This is a genomic window from Streptomyces sp. NPDC037421 (assembly GCF_055602105.1).
This window is the reverse complement of sequence record NZ_JBVJWV010000047.1, coordinates 1-22,740: the sequence shown is the minus strand read 5'-3', so window position 1 is coordinate 22,740 and position 22,740 is coordinate 1. Positions and strand designations below refer to the sequence as shown.

General features: G+C 70.3%; 27 protein-coding genes and 1 tRNA gene. 17 read left to right on the top strand and 11 right to left on the bottom strand.

The features are described from left to right. Positions 1-542: 542 nt before the first annotated feature. The 5 genes from ACZ7IF_RS36180 to ACZ7IF_RS36160 form a co-directional block, all read right to left on the bottom strand. Positions 543-1,019, bottom strand: a complete 477-nt coding sequence (locus ACZ7IF_RS36180; RefSeq protein WP_470980733.1) for a DUF4760 domain-containing protein — start codon at positions 1,017-1,019, stop codon at positions 543-545. Positions 1,020-1,289: 270 nt separating this feature from the next. Beyond that, positions 1,290-1,910, bottom strand: coding sequence for a hypothetical protein (locus tag ACZ7IF_RS36175; RefSeq protein WP_470980731.1), 621 nt, complete (start codon positions 1,908-1,910; stop codon positions 1,290-1,292). Positions 1,911-2,216: 306 nt separating this feature from the next. Continuing rightward, positions 2,217-2,564, bottom strand: coding sequence for a hypothetical protein (locus tag ACZ7IF_RS36170; protein WP_470980728.1), 348 nt, complete (start codon positions 2,562-2,564; stop codon positions 2,217-2,219). A gap of 868 nt (positions 2,565-3,432) precedes the next feature. Continuing rightward, positions 3,433-4,095, bottom strand: a complete 663-nt coding sequence (locus ACZ7IF_RS36165) for a hypothetical protein (RefSeq protein ID WP_470980725.1) — start codon at positions 4,093-4,095, stop codon at positions 3,433-3,435. 559 nt (positions 4,096-4,654) lie between these two features. Further along, complete coding sequence (locus ACZ7IF_RS36160) at positions 4,655-5,122, bottom strand: NUDIX hydrolase (protein ID WP_470980722.1); 468 nt, start codon at positions 5,120-5,122, stop codon at positions 4,655-4,657. Positions 5,123-5,140: 18 nt separating this feature from the next. On the opposite strand from ACZ7IF_RS36160, the gene ACZ7IF_RS36155 reads away from it, so the two are divergent. From ACZ7IF_RS36155 to ACZ7IF_RS36095, 13 genes are all read left to right on the top strand, one after another. Beyond that, complete coding sequence (locus ACZ7IF_RS36155) at positions 5,141-5,920, top strand: GntR family transcriptional regulator (RefSeq protein ID WP_470980719.1); 780 nt, start codon at positions 5,141-5,143, stop codon at positions 5,918-5,920. A 139-nt stretch (positions 5,921-6,059) separates the two neighbouring features. After that, positions 6,060-6,401 (top strand): SCO3933 family regulatory protein, encoded by a 342-nt coding sequence (locus ACZ7IF_RS36150; RefSeq protein ID WP_470980716.1) that lies wholly within the window; start codon positions 6,060-6,062, stop codon positions 6,399-6,401. Between the two features lie 2 nt (positions 6,402-6,403). After that, complete coding sequence (locus ACZ7IF_RS36145; protein WP_470980713.1) at positions 6,404-7,762, top strand: FtsK/SpoIIIE domain-containing protein; 1,359 nt, start codon at positions 6,404-6,406, stop codon at positions 7,760-7,762. A 77-nt stretch (positions 7,763-7,839) separates the two neighbouring features. Beyond that, the gene (locus ACZ7IF_RS36140; RefSeq protein WP_470980710.1) at positions 7,840-7,986 is read left to right on the top strand and encodes a hypothetical protein; all 147 of its coding nucleotides are present in this window, start codon (positions 7,840-7,842) and stop codon (positions 7,984-7,986) included. After that, complete coding sequence (locus tag ACZ7IF_RS36135) at positions 7,983-8,636, top strand: DUF2637 domain-containing protein (protein ID WP_470980707.1); 654 nt, start codon at positions 7,983-7,985, stop codon at positions 8,634-8,636. Before ACZ7IF_RS36140 ends, ACZ7IF_RS36135 begins: the two co-directional genes overlap by 4 nt. A gap of 11 nt (positions 8,637-8,647) precedes the next feature. Then, complete coding sequence (locus ACZ7IF_RS36130) at positions 8,648-8,839, top strand: mobile element transfer protein (protein WP_470980704.1); 192 nt, start codon at positions 8,648-8,650, stop codon at positions 8,837-8,839. Positions 8,840-8,856: 17 nt separating this feature from the next. Further along, a complete protein-coding gene (locus tag ACZ7IF_RS36125) occupies positions 8,857-9,015 on the top strand; it encodes a hypothetical protein (RefSeq protein WP_267090472.1) in 159 nt (52 codons plus the stop codon). Between the two features lie 23 nt (positions 9,016-9,038). After that, the gene (locus ACZ7IF_RS36120; protein ID WP_470980701.1) at positions 9,039-9,350 is read left to right on the top strand and encodes a SpdD protein; all 312 of its coding nucleotides are present in this window, start codon (positions 9,039-9,041) and stop codon (positions 9,348-9,350) included. Positions 9,351-9,441: 91 nt separating this feature from the next. Further along, positions 9,442-9,990 carry a GGDEF domain-containing protein gene (locus tag ACZ7IF_RS36115; RefSeq protein ID WP_470980698.1) on the top strand — a complete coding sequence of 183 codons (549 nt, stop codon included), beginning with the start codon at positions 9,442-9,444 and terminating at the stop codon, positions 9,988-9,990. A gap of 89 nt (positions 9,991-10,079) precedes the next feature. Further along, a complete protein-coding gene (locus tag ACZ7IF_RS36110; RefSeq protein ID WP_470980695.1) occupies positions 10,080-10,265 on the top strand; it encodes a hypothetical protein in 186 nt (61 codons plus the stop codon). After that, complete coding sequence (repSA, locus tag ACZ7IF_RS36105) at positions 10,262-11,653, top strand: replication initiator protein RepSA (RefSeq protein WP_470980692.1); 1,392 nt, start codon at positions 10,262-10,264, stop codon at positions 11,651-11,653. The genes ACZ7IF_RS36110 and repSA overlap by 4 nt, the downstream gene beginning before the upstream one ends. Continuing rightward, positions 11,650-11,838 (top strand): helix-turn-helix domain-containing protein, encoded by a 189-nt coding sequence (locus tag ACZ7IF_RS36100; RefSeq protein WP_470980689.1) that lies wholly within the window; start codon positions 11,650-11,652, stop codon positions 11,836-11,838. The genes repSA and ACZ7IF_RS36100 overlap by 4 nt, the downstream gene beginning before the upstream one ends. Further along, positions 11,838-12,992: a tyrosine-type recombinase/integrase gene (locus tag ACZ7IF_RS36095; protein WP_470980686.1), complete on the top strand. Its 1,155-nt coding sequence runs from the start codon at positions 11,838-11,840 to the stop codon at positions 12,990-12,992. The genes ACZ7IF_RS36100 and ACZ7IF_RS36095 overlap by 1 nt, the downstream gene beginning before the upstream one ends. 68 nt (positions 12,993-13,060) lie before the next feature. Here the strand turns inward: ACZ7IF_RS36095 and ACZ7IF_RS36090 are convergent. After that, positions 13,061-13,135, bottom strand: a tRNA-Val gene (locus tag ACZ7IF_RS36090). Positions 13,136-13,241: 106 nt separating this feature from the next. On the opposite strand from ACZ7IF_RS36090, the gene ACZ7IF_RS36085 reads away from it, so the two are divergent. The 3 genes from ACZ7IF_RS36085 (at position 13,242) to ACZ7IF_RS36075 (ending at position 15,611) form a co-directional block, all read left to right on the top strand. After that, the gene (locus ACZ7IF_RS36085; RefSeq protein WP_470980683.1) at positions 13,242-14,486 is read left to right on the top strand and encodes a hypothetical protein; all 1,245 of its coding nucleotides are present in this window, start codon (positions 13,242-13,244) and stop codon (positions 14,484-14,486) included. Between the two features lie 239 nt (positions 14,487-14,725). Further along, positions 14,726-15,241 carry a DUF4383 domain-containing protein gene (locus ACZ7IF_RS36080; protein WP_470980783.1) on the top strand — a complete coding sequence of 172 codons (516 nt, stop codon included), beginning with the start codon at positions 14,726-14,728 and terminating at the stop codon, positions 15,239-15,241. A 157-nt stretch (positions 15,242-15,398) separates the two neighbouring features. Then, complete coding sequence (locus ACZ7IF_RS36075) at positions 15,399-15,611, top strand: FmdB family zinc ribbon protein (protein ID WP_470980680.1); 213 nt, start codon at positions 15,399-15,401, stop codon at positions 15,609-15,611. 13 nt (positions 15,612-15,624) lie between these two features. On the opposite strand, the gene ACZ7IF_RS36070 is transcribed toward ACZ7IF_RS36075, so the two are convergent. Genes ACZ7IF_RS36070 through ACZ7IF_RS36055 form a run of 4 tightly spaced genes read right to left on the bottom strand, consistent with a single transcriptional unit; the run spans position 15,625 to position 20,843 of the window. Then, positions 15,625-16,284 (bottom strand): O-methyltransferase, encoded by a 660-nt coding sequence (locus tag ACZ7IF_RS36070; RefSeq protein ID WP_470980677.1) that lies wholly within the window; start codon positions 16,282-16,284, stop codon positions 15,625-15,627. Positions 16,285-16,321: 37 nt separating this feature from the next. Then, positions 16,322-17,152, bottom strand: coding sequence for an HAD family hydrolase (locus ACZ7IF_RS36065; protein ID WP_470980780.1), 831 nt, complete (start codon positions 17,150-17,152; stop codon positions 16,322-16,324). Further along, a complete protein-coding gene (locus tag ACZ7IF_RS36060; RefSeq protein ID WP_470980674.1) occupies positions 17,152-19,656 on the bottom strand; it encodes a phosphoribosyltransferase in 2,505 nt (834 codons plus the stop codon). Before ACZ7IF_RS36060 ends, ACZ7IF_RS36065 begins: the two co-directional genes overlap by 1 nt. An 11-nt stretch (positions 19,657-19,667) precedes the next feature. Beyond that, positions 19,668-20,843, bottom strand: a complete 1,176-nt coding sequence (locus ACZ7IF_RS36055; protein ID WP_470980671.1) for an HpcH/HpaI aldolase/citrate lyase family protein — start codon at positions 20,841-20,843, stop codon at positions 19,668-19,670. A 194-nt stretch (positions 20,844-21,037) separates the two neighbouring features. Between ACZ7IF_RS36055 and ACZ7IF_RS36050 the strand changes: the two genes are divergently transcribed. Beyond that, positions 21,038-21,820, top strand: coding sequence for a TerD family protein (locus ACZ7IF_RS36050; RefSeq protein ID WP_470980668.1), 783 nt, complete (start codon positions 21,038-21,040; stop codon positions 21,818-21,820). A 47-nt stretch (positions 21,821-21,867) separates the two neighbouring features. Here ACZ7IF_RS36050 and ACZ7IF_RS36045 read toward each other — a convergent pair whose 3' ends face one another. After that, positions 21,868-22,608 (bottom strand): TerD family protein, encoded by a 741-nt coding sequence (locus ACZ7IF_RS36045; RefSeq protein ID WP_470980666.1) that lies wholly within the window; start codon positions 22,606-22,608, stop codon positions 21,868-21,870. Positions 22,609-22,740: the final 132 nt, after the last annotated feature.

Below are 22,740 nucleotides of genomic sequence, written 5' to 3'. Positions count from 1 at the left end.
CCCCCAACCATGATCGGTTGGGGGCCTTCTGACTGGTGGGCGTGGACGGTTTCGAACCGCCGACATCTGCTTTGTAAGCTCGCCCAGCCCCCACCCACCACCCATTCAGCCCAGGCCGCGACGCCTCTCCGCGACCGCCCGGCACTGCTGGTGTCCACCCTCGTTGATGTCACCCATGGATGTCAGAGGCAGGCCGCCCACCAGCTCACTTCTTCGTCCGAAGCTTCCGCATCTTGGCTTCAGCTTCCTTCTTCTTCCGCTGCGCCACTCCATAGCTCGACCAGCCGCCCTGGTGTAACTGACACCGAGAACTGTTCATGATCGCGGGCTTGGTACACGGCCGCCCCTTGGCCGTCTGCGCCCCACCCCTGGGCTGAGTCATCCGCCCGCACCTTCTCCCAGCGTCGCCAACGATCTGACCCCGGGATGGTCTATCCAAGGACAACCACTGGGAAGGCGCAAACAAGGCGGACAGGAGCGCCGCCGGCACACGACTCCGTAGGCAGACCCCTGGCCTAGGTTGCGGAATGTGCGTGGCGGCCCTACAGAACGGTGCTGCGGGCCCAGTACTGGGCTTGCAGGGCGGAGGACGCGCGGTAACGCCTCACCAGCTTCTCGAAGTTCAGTCCTTCAAGAGGGGAAGCAACTGTACGCCGCGTGAGGATGTAGGGCTCGATCGCGGCCCATACCTGAGGAGGCGAACGATGGAAGCACGCCAAGACAAGGTCGAACTCCAGCAAGCGGCGGTCAACGAGGACACCGAGCATTTCGAGTTGATCGTGGAGCTGCCAGAAGCTGTGGAAGTCATCGACGTTCAGGCGGGACGGGTCAAACTCTTCCGGCGGCCCGAACTCACCAGATAACAATCGGTACCGAAAGCTGCGCGCCATCGGAGAGTGGTATTTCTCTTGGAACGAAATGAGAAGACTCACGTGCCGCGCACTTCGAGCCTCCCGGATCTGCGAGTAGGCGAAGAAGGACGCCACAATCACCACAATGGCGCTGATCGCGGCACTCACGGCGGCCACGCTGGCCCATATTTCCCCCATGTCCTCAGTACAGCACTTGGCGGCCTTCTCGCCCAGACCGCGCGACCCAACCTGTGTAACTAGATTGGAAGATCGCGTACCCGGACCCGCTCTGACCAGGCACCCCACTGACCTGCGCGGCATGGGTGAAGTCCCCGTTGTTCCCCACCCTGCCCCCTCCGTCCCCGCCCCGTCGGGCATGCGAAGGGCACGGGGAGCCAGCTCCGAGCTACACCTCGCATCCGGGGCGCTGCCCCTGACTCAAGCGGCGCGGGCGACTGGGAGCTGTTCCCTGTAGAGCCATGTGAAGGTCCGGTCCGGTTCGAGGTGGGCCTCCCCCCAGTGAATGGCGTGAATGCCGCTCTCCGCGTCGGCCGTGAAGAAGAGACAGACAAGCTTTGTCGAGGCCCCCAACTCCTCGAAGGCCTCGTGCAGCCCCAGGTACTCCTCCGTGGTCAAGTCGTCGCTGAGATCAAACAGCCCCTCCCGAGGCTGCGGCCCATGCGCCTTGAACAGCCGGCGGCGCGTGGGTGACGTGTTGGCGGGCAGCCGGGCGCGATCCACGGCCTTGGGCTTGTCTGCGTACCTGAACGGAAAGAGGGCGTGATCGTTGATCACCGCGTACTCGTACCCGCGCACGTCCCGAACCGACTCCCGCAGCTCGCGTGCCATGTCTGCCAGGTTCTCGCGCACAGCCTCGGCAAGGGTGACGCCGTAGGGGCTCCGCTTCTTCAGCTCCGCTGCGAGGTGTGTGGCATGAGCTTTCGAGTGCGCCTTGGCCAGCTGTACCGGCACTGCGGCAACGAGCTTGCTGGCCTGCTTCCCGAACCGTTTGATTGCCCAGGCTGACGAAGCTGCCGAATCGCTAGCGAATACGGACATTCAGCGTTCCCCTCCCCAGATCGTCCCGCTTCACATCTGTGTGGCAGGCCCCAGCTGCATGCACAAGGGAGCAATCAGGCCACAGCGCGGCCCTCATGGCGGGGCCAGAACAGCCACAACTGACGCCCCGGCGCCCTGACCTGCGACTGAGTTACGGATCTACCCGCTGACCAGCGGCTGAGCCGCCACCAGTTGTCAACGTTGGTCACCACTGAGCGCCCTCCTACGGCCCCGAGACGGCCCGGGAGGGTGCTCGTCGTTGCCGTGGCACCCACGTGGGGGTGTGACTGGCCAGACGTAATCCCATTAACCAAGGTACTTTTTCTTCATGGCTTTCATATTCACAAGCTGATAGTCGACGTCGTACAAATTGCACTTTGCGACTAGGGCGATAGCGAAGGCCAAGAGATCTCGTTCGTCCCTTGATGTGCATTCTAGGGAAAAGGTGTAGCTGACGGCATCAATGACCAGATGCGAATCGCCCTCATGATGCAGCGCGCCGATATCAGCCACACGTACGCTCTCGCGTGTTGCTCCAGGGATGATGAGTTCATCTTGGGTGAGCTCGATAATAGCTCCAACACATTGGGGGATGTGCGTGCCAGGGGGTGCGGAACGATAAGCCGCAATTTGGGCTTCGTAGCTCTCTCTCATCTATGACACCATCCTCGCTGGTTGTAGCGACGCGCCTACGACACCAAGCTGGGTAGGGCGGGAACTTAGGGCCTGGCAATGATCGGAGCGGGTACGCCTGGGGGTACGGGGGCGTGCTGGTAGCCGGCCTTTTTCGCGCAGCTCGCACAAACGAACAAAGGTAGATCCACAGTCTCTTCATGAGAGAACACATCGTCAGAATCACACTCTAGAAGCTTGCCGATCATGATGGTTGCTTGTTCCGGCTCGACGCCTAGAGACATCAGGCCGGCCACCAACCACTCGCCGTCGCCCTGGAAGTAGAGGACGGTGTTCGTGGGAGCTGGACAGGCCGTGCATGTAGGTCCCATGACTTCCCTACCATTGATTTACCAAGGTGGCCCCCTGAGGGGCTGGCTCGTGGTGGGTGTGACGCACACATTTGAGGATTGTTGAAAGCGTCACTCAACTGCGACGGCGGCCATGCGGATGAGGTCACAGCAGGGTCCAGAAATCCCCCGAGGCCACCAGTTGCCATGGTACGCGAGTTCGGCGTGTCCGCTACTTTCGGCCTTAGGGTAGCGGGGCGTTAAGATGCGAAGAGAGGTTTCGGCAACCTGCTCTCGGATTTGATTAGAAAAAAGCGGAACGGTTGCAGAGTTGTCGGATTCTAATTGCGGATACGCTCTGCCCCTCGACGCCTTGCAATTCGGCCCCATCCTTATCAGGTCGATCACGCTGCCTGTGGGATCACGCACATTCCGTTTGCAGCCCCGGCTGGCCTGCCGCTGGGGTTCGGCGACGATCGGCAGGATCCGCCCCTGTTGGTGTCAGGCGCTGATGTCAGCCGACCCGCCCGGGCTTGACAGCCTCCTCCAGATCCAGGCACTCAGAAGAGCCTAGGTTGATCACCGAAGGCTTCAAGCCAGTCGATCAATTCCCTGGAGCTTCGAACGAAGGCGCGTGCTGCCCGCGTGCTGACCACCTGCTCACCGTAGGCTGCACGGTTCCGCAGCTGGCTCATCTCGACAATGGAAGCCCTGATGTCGTGAGGCAGTGACAAGGCTTCCGCAAGGTGTCTGGTCGAGAGTGGGTGAGTCGAAGTCGGCCGCTCAGCCGCTTCCAGGCGGCGTAGCCCGGTCTCCACTCCGATGAACGCTGCAACCACGGCAGCGTCGGGATGGCTCTCCGCCAGAGTCAGCAGGGCATCGTCTTCCGGAGGAGCTGTCCGGTAGTACCCACGCACATAGTGCCCACGCACGCGACGGCTTGGAGCCTGCTCAGAGACCGCCTCAGCAGGAACGTTAGGCGTCTCGGCTGCGCCGGGGCCTGGTGGCTGAGGGTCAGCCGCTTCACTCGGCGGATGGCTGAGGACAGCCACCTCCACCCCCTCGCTCGCTTCGAGCAGGCGCTCAGAGAACTCGGCATCGATCCCCGGGCCGCTAAGCATCCTTATTCGATGTATGAGGTCCCGGAATTGCCCGCGAAACCCGTACACGATGGCCAACGTGGTAGCGGGCCAGATCAGGACCTTTAGGTAGTCCAGCACCATGCGGGCAACATCCACTTGAGCATCATGTCGGACCGAGGATGTCTGCGAGGCAGTTTGATGGCTTCCTTCGGCACGGGAGCCGTCCTGGGCGTGACGCGTGACTACGACCTCAACCACCACTTACCCCAGCTCCCATCCCGTCTGCCGTCGACCCACACGCATGTGGAGCGGACGCGGTGCCGGGCGTCCAGGTGGAGCGCGCCACTGTACGAACGACCTGGACGCCCGGTGCCGTGTCTGCTCGGCTTGCCCTGGGCCGATGGCAGACGGGATGGGAGCTCCCCACATCAGCCCCACTCGGCCGGCACCCGCGTACGGCGCCCCCGCCATCCCGGAGCCTGAGCGCCCCCGCCGGAGGCATGCTCGTGTGTGATGGAACCGCCAGCCCGCAGGGATTGGGCTCGACTCATGCCCTTGGGCCTATCCCGTCTTGCAGGGGCGGGCGTCGGCGCAGCGGGGGCGGAGCGGGCCGAAGGCAGGAGCGTCGCCCCGAGCGGAGCCGGGAAGCCCGCCCGGCGGAGCGGAGCGCAGCCGGGTGCTTGATGAAGTAAGGAAACTCTTACCGCGCCGGGACCAGGTGGCGCCCGTCGTGGCTTCGGACGTGAGGTCCATCCCCGTCCAGGGCGTCCAGGAGGCGGATCGCGAAGACCTCGGACATCTGCTCGGAGACCTCCTCCGGGGTGAGCCAGGCAACCGCGGTCGATTCCTCCGAGGTGCGCTCGGTGCCGCCGGACGGCTTGCAGCGGAAGACCAGGGCGACGATGCCTCGGGCGGTGTTCTTGTAGACCCCGGTGAGCTCGTCGACCTCGACTTCGATGCCTGTCTCCTCCAGGACCTCGCGGCGGACGCCGGCCTCCGGGGACTCGGCGAGTTCGAGGACTCCACCCGGCAGTTCCCAAGTCCCGTTGTCCGCTCGGCGGATCGCCAGGAGTCGGCCGTCCTCGCGCAGGACCGCCCCGGCCACGGACACGGAGTGGAGTGGCGTTGACTTGTCCTGCGGGGAACCCGTACTCATGTACAGGAGCATAGGAGGAAGAGAAGGACTATGGGAACCGCAACAGGAGGTGGCAAGGCCGTACCTCGGTACGTGCAGATCGCCGACGACATCGTCCAGCAGATCCGCGCCGGGGTGCTGAGTGCCGGTGACATGGTGCCGAGTGAGTCCGAGCTCGTGGAGCGCTACGGCGTCGCGGGCGGGACGATCCGGAAAGCCATGGTGGAGGTTCGCGCGAGCGGCCTGGTGGAGACCCGGCATGGCAAGGGCTCGCTGGTGAAGGCCCGGCCGCCGGTGCGGCACCGGTCCTCGGACCGCTTCCGGCGTACGCATCGGCAGGAAGGCAGGGCGGCGTACCTCGCTGAGTCGGCGCAGTCCGGGGCCGAGGCCAAGGTGAGCGTCCTGTTCATCGGGCCCATGGAGGCGCCGGAGGAGATCGCGGGGCGGCTCGGGGTCACTGCGGGGACTCAGGTGCTGGCCCGGCGACGGCTGTACTTCCGGAACGGGACGCCGGTGGAGACGGCGACGTCGTACCTGCCGTGGGACGTCGTGAAGGACATCCCGGAGCTGTTCGCCGAGAACCCCGGGCCCGGTGGCATCTATGCGCGGCTGGAGGACCACGGCCACGTCTTCGCCGAGTACGTGGAGACGCTCCAGGCCCGGCCGGCCGCCAAGGCTGAGGCGACCGAACTGTCGCTGAGCCCCGGCGCCCCGGTGGTGCACCTGCTTCGCGACGCGGTCACGGCGGAAGGTCGTGTGGTGGAGGTCTGCGACACCCTCATGGCCGCTGACCAGTTCGTCTTCGAGTACCGGATCCCCGCGCGCGACTGACGCCCGCTCAACTCCCCACAGCCCGCTGCGAGTTTCTCTTCGTAGCGGGTTGACTCATGTATAGGAGTCAGGCACTCTTCTTCATGTCACTCATATACATGAGTGACGGAGTCGGACCTCTATAGAGGAGTGATCTACTATGCGTCAGATTCCCGTCGACACCACCGGCGCGACCGTGATGGTCGCCCAGCCCCCGCAGGTGAAGCTGCGTGACAAGAAGACCGGTCAGGTCGCCGTCGACGCCGAGACCGGCAAGAACCTGATGACCGTGGACGTGCTGTTCGTGATGAACGGCAACGCCGAGGTCGTGTCCGTGACCGTAGCCGAGCCCGACATCTCCGGCGAGCTGACGACGGGCACCCCGGTCGCGCTGACCGGCCTGGTCGCCCGCCCGTGGGAGAACGAGTTCAACGGCCAGAAGCGCCACGGGCTGAGCTTCCGCGCCGTCGCCGTCACCTCGCTCGCCCCCAAGGCGGGCTGAGTGTGAACGCCTTATGGGTCACGCTGCTGGTGGTCCTGGCCGTCGCCCTCGTACTGCGCTGGCTGCGGCCCACCTGGTACTGGATGACCTTCGGGGTCACCCTCGCGACGATCCGCGTCCTAATCCGCTACCGCTCGGTGATGGACGCCTGCGGGCTCACCGTCCCGCCCTCCCGCTGGCGACTGACACTCGCCCGGATCACCAACCGGCCCGTTCCTGAAGCGCGGTCGCCGCGCATCCTGCGGCTTCGCCCCACAGCGACCGGCCTGGTCCTGCGGCTGAAACTCCGGCCCGGACAGGACGCGTTCGACTACTCCGCCTCCTCCGACCGGCTCCGGCACTCTTTCGCCCTCCATAACGTCGTCTCGCGGGAGATCCGCTCCGGGGTGGTTGAACTGCGGATGACCGGGTTCGATGTACTCAAGCGGGTGCGCATGCCGGCGGCCGTGCCTGCTGAGGTGCTCCGGGTGCCGGTGGCCTTGCGGGAGGACGGGGAAGTTCATCACCGGGACTATCGGCAGGTCCCGCACGCCTTGAACGTCGGCGCGACCAAATCCGGGAAGTCCGTCTACCAGCGCACGTTGGTCGCCGGGCTGGCGTCGCAGAACGTCGCCCTCGTCGGCATCGACTGCAAGAACGGTGTCGAACTCTCGCCGATGGCACAGCGGTTCACCGCCCTGGCCGACAACCCGGACGACGCAGCCGGGCTGCTGGCCGCGCTCGTCCAGTACATGGGCGGGGTCTACGAGCTCATCCGTGCCGAACAGCGCATCAGCGTCTCCCTGCCGGATGAGGAGATCACCGCCGACATCTGGGACCTGCCCGCGCACCTCCGTCCCGTACCCGTCGTGCTCTTCGTCGACGAGGTCGCGGAGCTGGCTCTCGCCGCGAACAAGGCGGAGGAGATCCGCCGGGACCAGATCGTGACCGATCTCGTCCGCTTGGCCCAGCTCGGCCGCGCTGCCGGCATCCACCTGGAGATCTGCGGCCAGCGCTTCGGCTCCGAACTCGGCAAGGGCATCACCATGCTCCGCGCCCAGCTCACCGGCCGTACCGCCCACCGCGTCAACGACGAGACCTCGGCGAACATGGCCTTCGGGGACATCTCCCCGGACGCCGTCCTCGCCGCCGTACAGATCGACAGGGAACGCCCCGGCACAGCCGTGGCCGGTGACTCCTCCGGCGGCTGGACCCGAATCCGGGCCCCGCACACCACGCTCCGCCAGGCCGTGGACACCTGCACCGCCCACGCGTACCGCACCCCGGAAATCCCGGAGCTGGAGCCCTTCCGGCCCGAGCTCCCGGTACGCGTCCTCGTCGGCAAGGTCCAGCCCAAGACCGCTTCGGCACCTGCCTTCTGATCACTCGCCCCACCGGTCGGCGCGACCTCATCGCGCCAGGTCCCTACCCCACCCATGCCTAGACCCGGGAGAACTCGATGTTCTGCACGCTCTGCGGCGACGACACCGGAGAGAAGACCGGCATCGATCACGAGATCGACCACTGCCCCTGGCGGGGGATCTCCGAGGCGGAGATCGCGCTGATGCTCGACGTGCCCTACCCGTCCGACCGGCCGGGGACGTGACAGCCCGCCTGCGCCCGGACGCCGTCCTCGTCCAGGCCGTCATCGCCGGAGCCCTCTCCTTCGCTCACCTGCACGACCTCGCCGAAGCCGCAGGACAGGACGGCTGGAAGGCCTGGGCCTACCCCGTCAGCGTGGACCTGCTCCTCGTCGCCGCCTGGCACCGCCTCCGCACCCTGCGGGACGCGGGAGAACCGTCGCGCTCGGCCTGGTCCTGGTTCGCCGTCGCCCTCGCCGCCTCGCTCGGCGCGAACGTCGCGACCGCCGGCCTTCTCGACCTGGGCGACGTGCCGGACTGGCTCCGGATCCTTGTCGCCGGATGGCCCGCACTCGCCTTCCTCGGCGGAACGCTCCTGGTCCACCGGCCTACGTCGCCCAGCGCGCCGGACCCCGAGCCTGAGCCCGCTCCGGATCCCCTGCCCGTGGTCGAGCGGGAGCCGCAGCCCGAACCCGAAGTACCGGCCATCCCGGCACTGCCCGCTCCGGCCCCCACCTCGACGGTCACCGCCCCGCCCGCCCTCGTGGCCCACGCCCAGAGGATCGCCGCCGACCACCGCACCCGCACCGGCTCGGACATCGACACCGAGACCCTGCGCGCCCGGCTCGGCGTCCCGCCCACCCTCGCCGAAGCCATCGCCGCCCAGCTCGCCTGACAGGAGATCCCATGCCCGCCCGGATCAACTTCCGCTCGCTCATGAAGATCGGCCCCGTCCAGATCGGCACCTACCGCGACCGCCACGGCCGCATGAAGGACGCCGCTGTCTGCACCACGGACGGCTGCGGCTGGTCCTCCGACTACAGCTCCTCCACCGCCGCCCAGCTCGCCGCCCGCTCCCACCGCTGCCGCGTCAGCTGACCCGAAAGGCCAACGCCATGGACGTCCCGCTCTGGATCGCCCTGCTCATCGTCGGAGTCCTCGGCTACAAGCTCATCCGCCCGCCGCTCTGGCTCGTCGCCGTGATCCTCCTCGGCGGCTTCCTCCTCGCGGACAGCTTCCTCGCCCCGGCCATCGACACCGCGATCAACAAGTAACCCGCCCCGGAAGGAGAACGACCGTGTTCAAGCCCCAGTACCCCCGCCCCGACACCTACACCCCGGCGACCCGCCCGACCCCGACGCACGTCGACCAGTCCGCCCCGGCCCCGGTCCCCGCGAAGCCCCCGACCGCCCTCGGCGCCCTGGTCCAGAACTCGCCCGGCAGCGCGCTCCTCCTCTTCGCCGGCGGAATCGCCGGAGTCCTCGCCCTGGCCTCCGTCGCCGTCTCGCTGCTCCTGGCCGTCGCCGTTACCGCCGTCGCCCTGTCCATCAGCGGCGTCGTCCTGCTCTTCCTCGTCCGCGCCCTCCGCCAAGAGTTCAAGGGCCACTGAACGACCGGTCTCCGAGGGCGCCACAAGCCGCCAAGCATCGCCGCCACCCGGAGCACGCACACCACCACTTCCGACCGCACGAAGGAGCATCGTGGACACCCAATCGCTCGCCTTATCCCTCCCGCTCATCGGCTGGGCCGCCCACTCCGGCCTGCTGACCCACCGCCTCGCCGCCGCCCGCCGCGACCCGCTGACCGGCCTGCGGACCCGCGCCGGATGGACCGCACGAGCCGAGCGCTTCATCCGCCGGCACCGGGACTCCGTCGTCGTCCTCCTCGACCTGGACGACTTCAAGACCCTCAACGACACCCACGGCCACGCCGCCGGGGACGCGGCCCTCACCGCGACCGCCGCCCGCCTCACCTCGTGGTGCGACCACTACGGCTTCGCCGGCCGCCTCGGCGGAGACGAGTTCGTCGCCGTGCACCGGCTCCCGCACCTGGACGGCCTGACCACCGCGCTCAACGCCCCGCTGCCGTATGACGGCCGCTCGCTGCCGGTCTCCGTCTCCGTCGGCTCCTGCCGCCTCGCGGACCTGCCCCACCGCAGCCTTCCCGAGGCCCTCGCCGCCGCCGACGCCGCGATGTACGCGGCCAAGGGCACCACCGGCCGCCGAGGCCAGCGCCACACCTCTCACTGACCGGCCTCCGGGCGGCGCACAAGCCGCCAAGCATCGCCGCCGCCCGGACGTACCGGCCCCTTCCAACCGCAATCGAAAGGACGACCATCATGGCCCAGCCCCACCACACCCCGCCCCAGGTCTGCCCGAACTGCGACGGCTTCCCCGCCGTTCACATCACCCTCGGCGGCCGCGACCGCACCGGCGCCCTGCGGACCATCACCGCGCACTGCCCGGCCTGCCACGGCACCGGCATCCGCCGCGCGATCCACCCCCGCCGGACGGTGACGGCGTGACCCACCCCGCGACCCTCGCGGACCTGGACCCCGGCCTCCTCAGCGACATGCTGAAGGTGGCCGGGGCCCCCGGTTACAACCGCTGGGAAGACCAGATACGCCGCACCGGCGGCTGCTCCGACCCGATCCACATCACCGGCTGGACCGTTGCCAAGGACAAGACCTCCGGCGAGGTCCTGCACCGCTACTCCACCGAGAACGAACCCGGCGCCCGCCTCCGCATCGCCTGCGGCAACCGCCGCGCGTCCCGCTGCCCCGCATGCGCCTGGACCTACGCCGGAGACACCTATCACCTCATCCGGGCGGGGCTGGCGGGCGACGACCGACGCGACATCCCCGCCACCGTCCGCGAGCACCCCCGCGTCTTCGCCACCCTCACCGCTCCCTCCTTCGGCCCGGTGCACAACCGCCCCGCCGGCCGCCCCTGCCGCTGCGGCCAGCACCACCAGGAGGACGCGCCCGAACTCGGCACCGCCCTCGACCCGAACACCTACGACTACGCCGCCGCCGTCCTCTTCAACAACCACGCCGGACAGCTCTGGCAACGCTTCACCACCCGACTCCGGCGTGAGATCGCCGCCTTCGCCGGGCTGACCCAACGCGAACTGAAGGAGGAAGCCCGGATCGCGTACGGCAAGGTCGCCGAGTTCCAGAAACGCGGCGCCATCCACTTCCACGCGGTCATCCGCATCGACGGACCGGCCGGCCCCCTCGACCCGCCGCCCGCCTGGGCCAGTACGGAACTCCTCGACCGCTCGATCCGGGCCGCCGTCAACCACACGTACACCTCGGTCACCGTCCCGGCCGCCGAAGATCAGTCCGCCCGCACCTTCCGCTGGGGTACGCAGCTCGACGTACGCCCCATCAAGGCCTTCGGGGACGGCTCCGACATCACCGAACAGGCAGTCGCCTCGTACGTCGCCAAGTACGCGACCAAGGCCGCCGAGAACACCGGCACCCTCGACCGCCGGATCGGCAACCGCGAGGCCCTGGTCCTCCTCGACGTCCCCGACCACGCCGCCCGCCTGATCGGCGCCTGCCTCGACCTCGACCCGCTCTACCCGGACCGGCGCCTCGCCGCCTGGTCCCACATGCTCGGTTTCCGCGGGCACTTCTCCACCAAGTCGAGGCAGTACTCCACCACCCTCGGCGCCCTCCGCCAGACCCGCGCCGACTACCGCGCCGCCCAAGAACGCGAAGCCCGCGGCCTCACCGACACCGAGCCGGACACCGTGCTCGTCCTCGCCTCCTGGCAGTACGCCGGCCACGGCCACAGCCCCGGCGAGTCCATCCTCGCCGCCACCATCGCCCGCGACATCCAGCTCAACCGCCAGACCGCCCGCGAAGCCCTGCACGACCAACTCGCCCTGGAAGGAACCGCGCCGTGACCACCGCCATCGCCGAACTGCTGACCGTGCCCGAGGTCATGGAGCGGCTCAAGCTCGGACGTTCGACCGTCTACGACCTCATCCGGTCCCGGCGGCTCGTCTCCATCACCATCGGCCGGGCCCGCCGCATCCCCGCCGACGCCGTCCGGGAATTCATCGACCACGAGATCGGGGAGGCTGCCTGATGGCCACGGCCCGCAAGCGCAACCAGAACGGCGCCGGCACCATCACCAAGCGCAAGGACGGCCGCTACATGGCTGCCGTGTACGTGCTCCAGCCCGACGGCACACGAGCCCGGAAGTGCGCCTACGCCAGGACCTGGGCCGAGTGCGATGCCAAGCGGCGCGAACTCCTCGCCAAGGTGGACCAGGGCGTGCCCGTGCCCACCCGGTCGGCCAAGCTCGCCGAATGGTTGCCGTACTGGCTGGAGAACATCGTCCAGCCGCACCGCAAGCGCACAACCTACGCCAAGTACGAGACCCATGTCCGGCTCTACCTGGTGCCGTTGCTCGGTACGAAGCGGCTGGAGTCTCTGAGCGTCGCCGACGTGCGGCGGGCCCTCGTGCAGCTGCAGAAGCAGGCCAGCGCCGCGACGGCCAAGGAGTCGCACCGGGTGCTCCGGACGGCCCTCGCCGCCGCCTGTCGGGAGGAACTGGTCAGCAGGAACGTGGTGTCGCTCGTCGAGCCTCCCAAGGTGCAGGTTCGGGAGATGTCGCCGTGGGAGCTGGAGGAGACCCTCGACTTCCTCGCCGCCGCCCGCAAGGACCCGCTGTACCCCGCCTTCGTCCTCGCCATCGCCCTCGGCCTGAGACGGGGTGAGCTCGTCGGGCTCCGGTGGGACAACGTGGACCTGGAGAAGCGGGAGATCAGGGTGCGGAGCCAGCGTCAGCGCGTTCGCGGGGAGGCGTACGAGGACGATCCCAAGGGGCGGCGGCGCCGGCAGACCCTGCCGCTGCCCGCGATCTGCGTCGCTCCCCTGCGTTGGCAGCGGATGCGGCAGGCCGCCATGCGCGAGACCGCCGGCGCCAAGTGGGAAGAGACCGGCTACGTGTTCACCACTCGGACCGGGCGACCCATCGAGCCGCGGAACGTCTACCGGTCCTTCACCCGCGTGGCCAAGGATGCCGGGATCAGGGTCGTCCGGCTGCATGATGCCCGGCACGGGACGGCCACGCTACTGACCGCCGCCGGCGTACCGCCCCGGGTCGTGATGGAGATCCTCGGACACTCGCAGATCGCCGTCACCATGAACGTCTACGCACACGTCGTCCAGGACACCCAGCGCGAGGCGGTCGGGCACATGGACCGGCTGCTCAGGACCCGGCGCAGCCGTTTCTGACCGTCCCCGTTGATGTCAGATGTAGATGTCAAAGGCCCCCAACCATGATCGGTTGGGGGCCTTCGTACTGGTGGGCGTGGACGGTTTCGAACCGCCGACATCTGCTTTGTAAGAGCAGCGCTCTACCCCTGAGCTACACACCCGTGGACGAGTGGACAGCCTACATGCAGGGCGGACCCCCCACGCAATCCCGTTCCCTTGGGGGAGAATGGACCGGGGCATGGGCGGACGCGGCACGGGAGAGGGATTGTGACGACGGCATCCCGGCGGTGGTTCGGCGGGCGGGACGAGGGTCGGCGGGCGGATGCGCAGGCGGCGAAGGACGCCGCCGCGGCCGCGTTCTACGAGCTGGACACCGCGCAGCGGGATCTGCGGATCTCCATCGAGACCATCGCCGCCGGCGACGGGTCTCCCGCGGCGCGGCAGGCCACCGAGGGGTTCGCGGCGCTGGGGCGGCGCATCGACGAGGTCAGCCACAGCTACATCGAGGCCGTCGACGCGCACGACCTGGACCGGGTCGACCTGGAGGGCTCCGCCGCCGCGCAGGCGCGGCAGCAGCTGACCCGGGCGCGGGACGAGCTGGTGCGGGTCAAGGGGGAGCTGGACCGGTTCGCCCAGGGGCTGCAGCCGCTGCTGGACAAGGCGGAGACGCAGCTGGCGCGGGTCGTGCCCGCCCGGGAGCGGGCGAGGGCCGCGCTGCTGGCGGCCAGTGACGCGCTGGACGCGGTACGGGCGCAGGGGATGCGGGCCGACGACCTCGCGGCGCGGCTGGCGGCGCTGGGGCCGGAGCTGACGAAGCTGAACCAGGGCGCGGCCCTGCACGGGGTGCAGGAGACCGTGCAGCGTGCCGACCGGATCCTGCGGGACGCGGAGACCGTACGGGCCGAGGCGGCGCGGCTGCCGGAGCGGGCCGCGGAGATGGACCGGCGGCTGGTGAGCCTGCGGACCCGGGCGCAGGCGCTGCGCAACCGGGCGGACCGGGTGGATCCGGTGCTCAGCGAGCTGCGGCGCCGGTTCAGCGCGGCCTGCTGGCAGGACCTCCAGCACGTCCCCGATCAGGCGGTACGGGACGTCGCGCGGGCGGAGGACCGGCTGGGGGAGGCTGCCCGGGCGCGGCAGGAGCAGCGCTGGGCCGACGTAACGGCACTGGTCGAGGCGGTGCGGGCCGCGCTGGACGCCACCGACGAGGCGGTGTCGGCCGCGCAGGACCGGCTGACGCGGCTGGAGGCGGTGGCGCGGGACCCGAAGGCCGAGGCGGAGCGGACCCGGTTCGCGATCCGGGACGCGCAGCGGCTGGCGATGGCCGGCCGGAGCGTGCCCGATCCGCGGCACGCGCGGCCGCTGGACGAGTCGGTGGCGCGGATGGAGCGGGCGCTGGCGGGGCTGGAGGGGCGGCACCCGGACTACTGGCACTTCCTCCAGGAGCTGGAGCAGGTCCGGGCGGCGGTGGGCCGGGTGGTGTCGGACATCCGTGACCAGCGCGCGGTGGGGTAGCCAGGCCGCGGGCGGCGGCGGATGCTGGAACGGAACAGAGGACTGAGGAGGGCGCCATGGCTGCCCACACTTTCCACCGGCCCCGCACGCACCGGGCAGCTCCCCCCGTACCCCACGAGCCGTACGTGGCGCACGCGGCGTACGGCTGCACCGAGCCCCACGAGCACTACGCGCCCTACGTGCCCCACGAGCCGTACGGGCCGCCGCCGCAGCGGCAGGGGCCCCGCCTGGCGGAGCGGATGCTGCACCCGGTCAACGCCCGGCTGGACGAGCACCTGCCCGCCGACCACAAGCTCAGCAAGGTGTACCGGGTCGGCGCGGGCCTGACCGGGCTGCTGCTGGTGGCGTTCGGCGTCCTGGGGCTGATCGACCGGATCGGCTTCTTCGACACCGGCGGCGACACGGTGCTCGCCCTGAACACGAACGGGGCGCTGAGCGTCCTGTCGATCTGCATCGGCGCGCTGCTGTTCGCCGGGATGGTGATCGGCGGAACCTTCGCCTCCACCCTGAACATCGTGCTCGGGATCGCCTTCATCGTGAGCGGCTTCGTCAACCTCGCCCTGCTGGACACCGGCCTGAACTTCCTGGCGTTCCGGATCCAGAACGTGCTGTTCAGCTTCGTCGTCGGCGTGATGCTGATGTGGTTCGGGATGTACGGGCGGGTGGGCAGCGCCCTGCCGCACGACAATCCGTACTGGCGCGCCCGCCACCCCGAACAGGCGGCGCGCGAGACGCGGGTCCGCAAGGGGCCGTAGCCGGGCGGAGGGCGCACTTCCAGCCCGGCACGCTCTCCGCCGTGCTCTCATCCGATCGACGACACGCACCGGAGAGAAGGTCACGCGTTCGATCCGCGCATCCACGCATCCACGCGCGAACGGCCGGCCGGACAGGGAAACTCGGTAGCCTGTGCGCATGCCTCGTTACGAATACCGCTGCCGGACCTGCGACGACACCTTTGAGGTCAGCCGGCCGATGGCCGAGTCGTCCGCGCCCGCCGACTGCCCCGCCGGGCACGCCGACACCGTCAAGCTGCTCTCCGCCGTCGCCGTCGGCGGGACCAGCAGTGCCCCCGCGCCCGCGCCCGCCGGCGGGGGCGGTTGCTGCGGCGGGGGCGGCTGCGGCTGACGGGAAGCCCTGGCTAGCGCTTGCGCGAGAGGGTGAGGCCGTCCGAGATCGCCAGCAGGACGGACTCCATGCGGGTGTCCGCCACGGCGTGCTCGTTGAACGCGCGGACGCTCGCGCCCCGGCTCTGCGGGGACTCGTCGAGGACGGTGCCGTGGTACAGGGTGTTGTCGGTGACGATCAGCCCGCCCGGGCGCAGCCTCGGCACCAGCTCCTCCCAGTAGAGGATCTGGTTCTCCTTGTCCGCGTCGACGTACGCCATGTCGATGTGCGGCTCCGCCGGCATGGCGCGCAGCGTGTCCAGCGCCGGGGCGATGCGCAGGTCGATCCGGTCCGCGACGCCCGCCGCCTCCCAGGCCTCGCGGCCGTACGCGGTCCACTCGCGCGAGACGTCACAGGCGATCAGGCGGCCGTCGGCCGGGAGGGCCTGGGCCATGGACAGGGCCGAGAAGCCGGTGAAGGTGCCGACCTCCACGATGTGGCGGGCGCCGGTCAGCCGGACCAGGAAGGCCAGCAGCGGTCCCTGTTCCTCCGCGGACTGCATGCCGGCCGACTCGGGGAACTTCTCCCAGGTGGTCCGCACGAGCCCCCGCTGGATCTCGTCGAGCGGGGGGTTGTGGGCCAGGACGTACTGGTAGAGCTCGTCGGTGATCTTGGTGCTGTTGCCCTTGGTCATGCGGTCAGTGTGCCAACCGTCCGCAGCGGCCCGTGGGTCATGCGGCCGCCGTGCCGACCACCCGGCGGAATTCCCGGATGATCTCCTCCCCCGCCAGGATCCCGGCCGTGCCGAGGGCCGTCACCGTGGGAGCGGTCCAGCCCGCGTCGGCCAGCTCCCCGTGCCCCGGCCGCCAGGCCCGGTCGGCCGCGAGCAGCAGGTCGGCGTCGAGCAGGGAGTCGCCGGCGGCGAGGGTGGCGGACGCTCCGGTGCGGCGGGCGACCTCGCGCATCGCGGCGCTCTTGGTCAGCGGGCGCGGGACGGCGTAGATCTTGCGGCCCTGGAGCGAGACCGTCCAGCCCCGGGCCTCGGACCACTCGGTCAGGGCCTTGAGCCATTCGTCGGGCACCAGCGCCCGTTCGACGACCAGGTACGCGAAGAGGTCCTCCGCCAGGCGCGCCTTGCGCAGCCACACGGGGTCGGACACGGACAGCAGGTGCTGGTGGACCTCCTCCAGCGGGGCGCACTCCGCCGCGAGGCGCCCGGCCACCGCGCGCCGCCAGTCCCGGTCCGGGACCCCGTCCACCAGCAGCTGTCCGCCGTTGGCGCAGATGGCGTACGGGGCCGGGGGGCCGGGGAAGCGGATCCGCTGGTACTGCTTGCGGGTGCGGGTGGTGGTCGGGACGAAGACCGCCGACGGGTCGGCGGCCAGTTCCGCGAGCAGCGCCGCCGCCGTCTCCGTCATGTAGGACAGCGGCTTGCCCTCGTGCACCTCGACGCACAGCAGCCGGGGGGCCTCGGGGTCGGGCATGGTCAGGCCGAGGGCGGCCGAGGAGTAGATGAGGGTCCGGTCGAGGTCACTGGCTACGAGGACGGTCTCTTGGCGGATCACTGGGAGGCCACTGCCTTTCCGTCGGCGCCCGTGGCGCCGCGCGTGAAGCGGGGGTGGATGAGTCCTACACAGGTGTACGGAAGGTCGTCGACCTCCTCGACCGGAACCCCGCGCTGCTCGGCGAGCAGGCGTACGTGGTCCAGGTCGGAGCCGGCCCCGCGCTGGGCCAGGATCTTCCACGGCACGCGGCGCAGCAGCACCCGAGTGGTCTCGCCGACGCCGGGCTTGACGAGGTTCACGTCGTGGATGCCGTACTCCTCGCTGATCCGCTCCACCGCCGCCCAGCCCACCCAGGTCGGGGTGCGGTCGGCGGCGAGGAGCTCCTTGACCTCGGCGGCTACCGCGTCGGCGACCTCGTCGAAGCGGGCGGCGACGGTGTCGACGAAGGCGGCGGAGACATCGGCTCCGGCCAGCTCCCGGTAGAACTTCGCGCCGTGGAAGTCGTGGGGGCCGACCAGGTCGGACCTGAGCACCGTACGCGAGACGAGTCCGGAAACGGTGGAGTTGAGGCAGGCGGAGGGGATCAGGAAGTCCTCGCGGGTGCCGTAGGTCTCCACGCAGGAGCCGGGGTCGGCGAGGACGACGATCTCCGGGTTGAAGCCGGGGAACCGTTCAAGCGCCTCGCGCAGCTCGCGGGTGATGGCACCCTTGCCGGTCCAGCCGTCGACGAAGACGACGTCGGCGGGGTCGTGGTGGGCGGCGAGCCAGCGCAGGGCGTTGGCGTCGATGCCCCGGCCGCGGACGATGGAGACGGCGTAGTGCGGCAGGTCCAGGCCGTGCCGGGCGCGGGCCCAGCGGCGCATCAGCACGCCCACGGGGGTCCCGGCGCGGGCCAGGGAGACCAGCACCGGCGACGGGGAGCGCTCGGCGAGCACGGTCTCGGTGACGGTACCGACGGCCCGTGCGATGCGGGCCGCCGAGGCCTCCAGGGCACCGCGGTAGAGCTCCTGGTACTGCGGCGAGGGCTGGTACTCGACGGGCAGGGACTCGGCGTAGTGGGCGCCGCCCGCCTGGATGGCCTCCTCGCGCTCCTCGGTCGGGGCCTCCAGCCGCACCTCGGAGAGGTCCTGGAGGAGCCAGCCGACGTCCTCGGGGGCGTACGAGGAGAAGGCCGGCCCCCGCAGCGGTTCGGGCAGCGGCGGCTCGGTCACGGTCGGCTCCTGCCGGTCGTCGGGTACGTAGGACGGGACGACGGCCAGGACGACCCGGCCGGTGTGCGGGGCGAGCCGGGCCAGCAGCCCGGCGTGCAGCTCGGGGGTGTCCCCGGCGGAGTCGACGACGGCGACGACGGTGTCGAAGCCGGCGCCGGCGACGTTGTAGGCGTAGCGGTCGCCGGGCCCGTCGGCGGGAGCGTCGTGCGCGGGGAAGACCAGCCGGGTCCGGATGGCGTAGCCGGGGTCGTCGACGGCGAGCACGGGCGAGCGGGTGGTGGTGGAGAACCGCACCTCACGGGCCGTCCCGGACTGCTCCAGGGCCAGCGCGAGGCGCAGCGGCGCGTACATCAGCTCCTCGTTGCCGAGTACGAGGACCCTCCCCCCGGCCTCCGTCCGGGGGGAGGCACAGGGCTCCGCGCCGAGCGCGTCGGCGAGCCGCGCGGCCATGGCGGGCAGGGCGGCCTCCAGCGCCTCGCGGTGCGCGGGGGTGAAGCCGTGGCGGCCTCCGTCCGGCAGCCCGGCGGGCCAGCCGAGCGGCACCCGGGTCACCGGCCGCACCGATCCGGCCGCACCGTCGACGGCAGGAGCGTCGACGGCAGGAGCGTCCGCCGCCTCGTACTCCTCGACCAGTGCCCGTCCCTTCTCCAGGACCCCGTCCGGAAGGGAGACCGTCCCGGAGGCCAGGGCGATCAGGTCCACGCGCGCGCCCAGCTCGGCGGCGAAGGCGGTGAGCCGGTCGCGGTCGGCGGCGGAGCGCATGTCCACGAGGGCGACGACCACGTAGTGCGCGCGCGGGTGGCGGGCGTGGAGGTCGCGGATGGTGTTCAGCACCGTGTTGCCGGTGGAGAACTCGTCGTCGACGAGGACCAGCGGCCCCTGCCCCGCCAGCAGCGCGGGGTCCTCGGGCAGCAGGAGGTGCGAGGTGGCGTGCGAGTGGGCCTCCTCGAACCCGCCGGCGGGCCGCAGCCCGGGCACCGGGCGGCGCGTGGAGTGCAGGTAGGGGGCCGGCCCCAGGCCGTCGGCGACGCAGTGGCCGAGCCCGGTGGCGGTTTCCGCGTAGCCGAGGACCACCGCGTCGGCGGCACGGTCGCCGAGCAGCTCACGGACCCGTACGCCGAGCCCGTGGCCGGCCGTGTACACGGCCTCGGGCGACTGGGGGACGTGCTTGCCCAGCACCTGCGAGACCAGCAGGTGGGCCCGCTTCGGATTGCGCCGCAGGGCCAGCCCGAGCAGCTCCTTCAGCTGGGGCGGCGCCCCGCCGTCGGCTCCGCTCAGGTCCACGCCGAGCCGTTCGGCGACCCAGGTTCCCGACCACACCGTGTCGATCGTCTTGCCCTTCCTCGTCATGGCCGGCCGGCTCACACCTGGAGCCCGGCCGTCAGGAGGTCGACGAAGCCGACCTCCTCCTTCGCCACACCGAAGACCTCGGCACGCAGCATGGTGCGCTCGGCCCAGGCCCGGTGGGGCTTCACCTCGTTCATCTTGTTCGTGTAGGCGGAGCGCATCACTCCGCCGCCGCCGCGCTCGGGCCGCAGGATGTCCTGGGCGTCGCTGAACTCCTCGTGGGAGACCACCGACAGCGCGTGCACCGGCGTGACGTGGGCCGGGTGGATGCAGGTCTTGCCGAGCAGCCCGTTGGCGCGGTCGAGCTCGATCTCGCGCAGCAGCCCGTCCAGGTCGTGTTCGATCAGGGCGGTGCGCAGCTCCTCCACGCCCTCCTCCAGGAAGGGGCTGCGGCGCAGCTGCGGCTTGAAGAGGCGCTGCTGGCTGCGGAAGTACTCCCAGACGGGGCCGGTGACGGTGAAGCCGGTGCCGTCGGCGCGGCTGAGGACGTTGACCACGTCGGCGATGACTCCGGCGACGATCTGGACGTCGTACGCGGTCATGTCGGGGGTGCGGCGCAGTCCGTACACGGAGCAGAAGTCGGTGACGCCCAGGCGCAGGGCGAGGACCCGCTCGCGGTAGCGGTTGACGGTGCGCTTGATGCCGGCGAGGGCCTCGACGCGGGTCTCCAGGTGGAGGAGGTCGGGGGTCTCCAGGACCGGCATGGCATACAGGCGGGGCAGTCCGGCGGCGGCCTCGGCGTGGGCGACGGCGTCCAGGAAGGCCGTTCCGCGGCTTTCGGTGAACTTCGGTAGTACAAATCCGGCCAGGTTGTGGACCGAGCGGCCGAGCCGCCGGACGAGGTCGGGTATCTGCTCGGGGGTGCGCACGCGGATGAAGAGGAGCGGGAGCCCCTCGGGGCCGGCGCCCTCGGCGTCGAGTGCCGCGAACTGCCGGACGAGGTTCTGCTCGCCGTCCACCACCTCGGCGTCGCTGATGGAATCCTCCAGGCAGAGGACCATGGAGACGACGCCCCGGCCGGCCTGCTTGCGGATGTCGCCGGCCAGCTTCGGCCGGATGGCCGGGCTGTAGAGGGTGGCTCCGAGCGCGGCCGCCAGGGTACGGGCCGGGGAGGCCAGGTCGAACTCCGCCGGCTCCTGGTGGAAGAGGTCCTTGCGGACGTTGGGCGATATGTGCCCGAAGTGACGCATGTGCTTCCCCCGTACTGCCTCGGCGGCCCAACTGGCGTGGCCGGTAATAGTACGTACGAACGTGAGTCAAGAGTTCCTCAAGCACATGAAGTTCAGGTAACCCTCTTGCACCATGCCCAGCTCTCGCGTTCGGGACAAGGCCCTACGGGGGGCCGCATTGTCCCGGTCGGGCCCGGGAGGGCAGGATGACGGGCATGACGCACGCGATGCAGAAGGGCTCCAACATCCCGGTGACCGCCACGGCGGTCCGGGCGGTGCTGCGCTGGACCACCGGACCCGAGGTGCCGGACGTGGACGCCTCCGCGCTGCTCGTGGGAGCGGACGGGCGCGTGCGCTCTGACGAGGACTTCGTGTTCTACAACCAGCCCCGGCACCCCTCTGGGTCCGTGTGGCGGCTGGGCAAGAAGCAGGTGGGCGACGGGGTCACCGACGCGGTCCAGGCGGACCTGCGGGCCGTGCCCCCGGTCGTGGACCGGGTCCTGGTGGTGGCCTCCGCCGAGGACGTGCCCTTCGAGCAGGTCCGCGACCTGCGGATCCAGCTGTACGACGCCACGCCGGGCGGCGCTCCCGAGCCGCTGGCCCACTTCGACGTCCGCCCGGAGACCGGCGCCGAGACGGCGCTGATCTGCGGGGAGCTGTACCGCCGGGGCGAGGGGTGGAAGTTCCGTGCCCTGGGCGAGGGCTACTCCGACGGCCTGGTGGGGCTGGCCACCGACCACGGGATCTCCGTCGACGAGAACGCCGCCGAGGCGGCCGGCTCCGCCGCGGAGCCCGCCCCGGCCGCCGCCGTCGCCCCCGGGGGCGACCAGACCGCCGCCATGCGCCCGCCGGTGCCGGCTCCGGTCACCCAGGCCCCGCCGGCCGCCCAGCCCGCGTACGGGTACCCGCAGCCGGTGTCCCCGGTCCCGGTGCCGGCTCCGGGCGGGGACCCGTCCTTCCGGCTGCCGGTCCAGGGCCCGCAGTTCATCCGCCGCTGACGGGGCGGGGGGCTGCCCGGCCCCCGCCCCGCCCCCGCGCTCGCGCCTCAGGCCTTGCTGCTCTTGTAGCCCCGGCCCCACTGGAGCCCCCAGCCGTACAGCCGGTCAAGCTCGGCCTGGAACCCGTACACGAACCTCACCTCGCGGCGCACGATCAGCTCGCCCTTGACCTTCTCGATGGAGAGGACCGCGCAGGAGCGGGCCTGCGGGTGCCGCTCGTCCAGCGGGATCTCGATCCTGGGCCCGGCGGTCGGGTAGAGGGTGACCAGGGCGTGGGTGCGGTCGAAGGCCGGGGTCTGGTCGTAGATGTAGACGAAGACCAGCAGCCGCTTGATCTCGTCGGCGTGGTCGAGGTTGATGTAGAGGGTCTCCCCCGAGCCCGAGCCGAACCGGTCGTCGCCGCTGAGCTTCACGTACGGCGGGTCGTTGAGGTCGCCGAGCAGGTTGCCCAGGGGCTGCACGGCGCCCCGGGTGCCGTCGGTCAGCTCGTAGAGGCAGCCCATGTCCAGGTCCACGTTGACCATGCCCTGGGTGTGGGCCTGCACGATGTCGGGTTTGAAGAGTTTGAACGGGTGCCGGAAGAGCTGCCCGCTCTGGCCGGAGCGGCCGCCGAAGTCGGAGGTGCGCATCCGCCAGGAGAGGTTCACGCGCATGTTGCCGTGTACGGCCTGCTGTTTGGTGAGCGACACCGTCGGTTGCCGCTTGGTGAGCTCGATGGCGTTCGACGAGGCGTTGCCCGAGTCGAAGCCCATGGCGCGAGCGCCCCTGATCCCGTCGAAGAACCCCATGTTCCAACCCCCCAGGTCGGTCCGTGCAGCGGAGAATGCGGCGGGGGGGGGGGGGGGGGGGGGGGGGGGGGGGGGGGGGGGGGGGGGGGGGGGGGGGGGGGGGGGGGGGGGGGGGGGGGGGGGGGGGGGGGG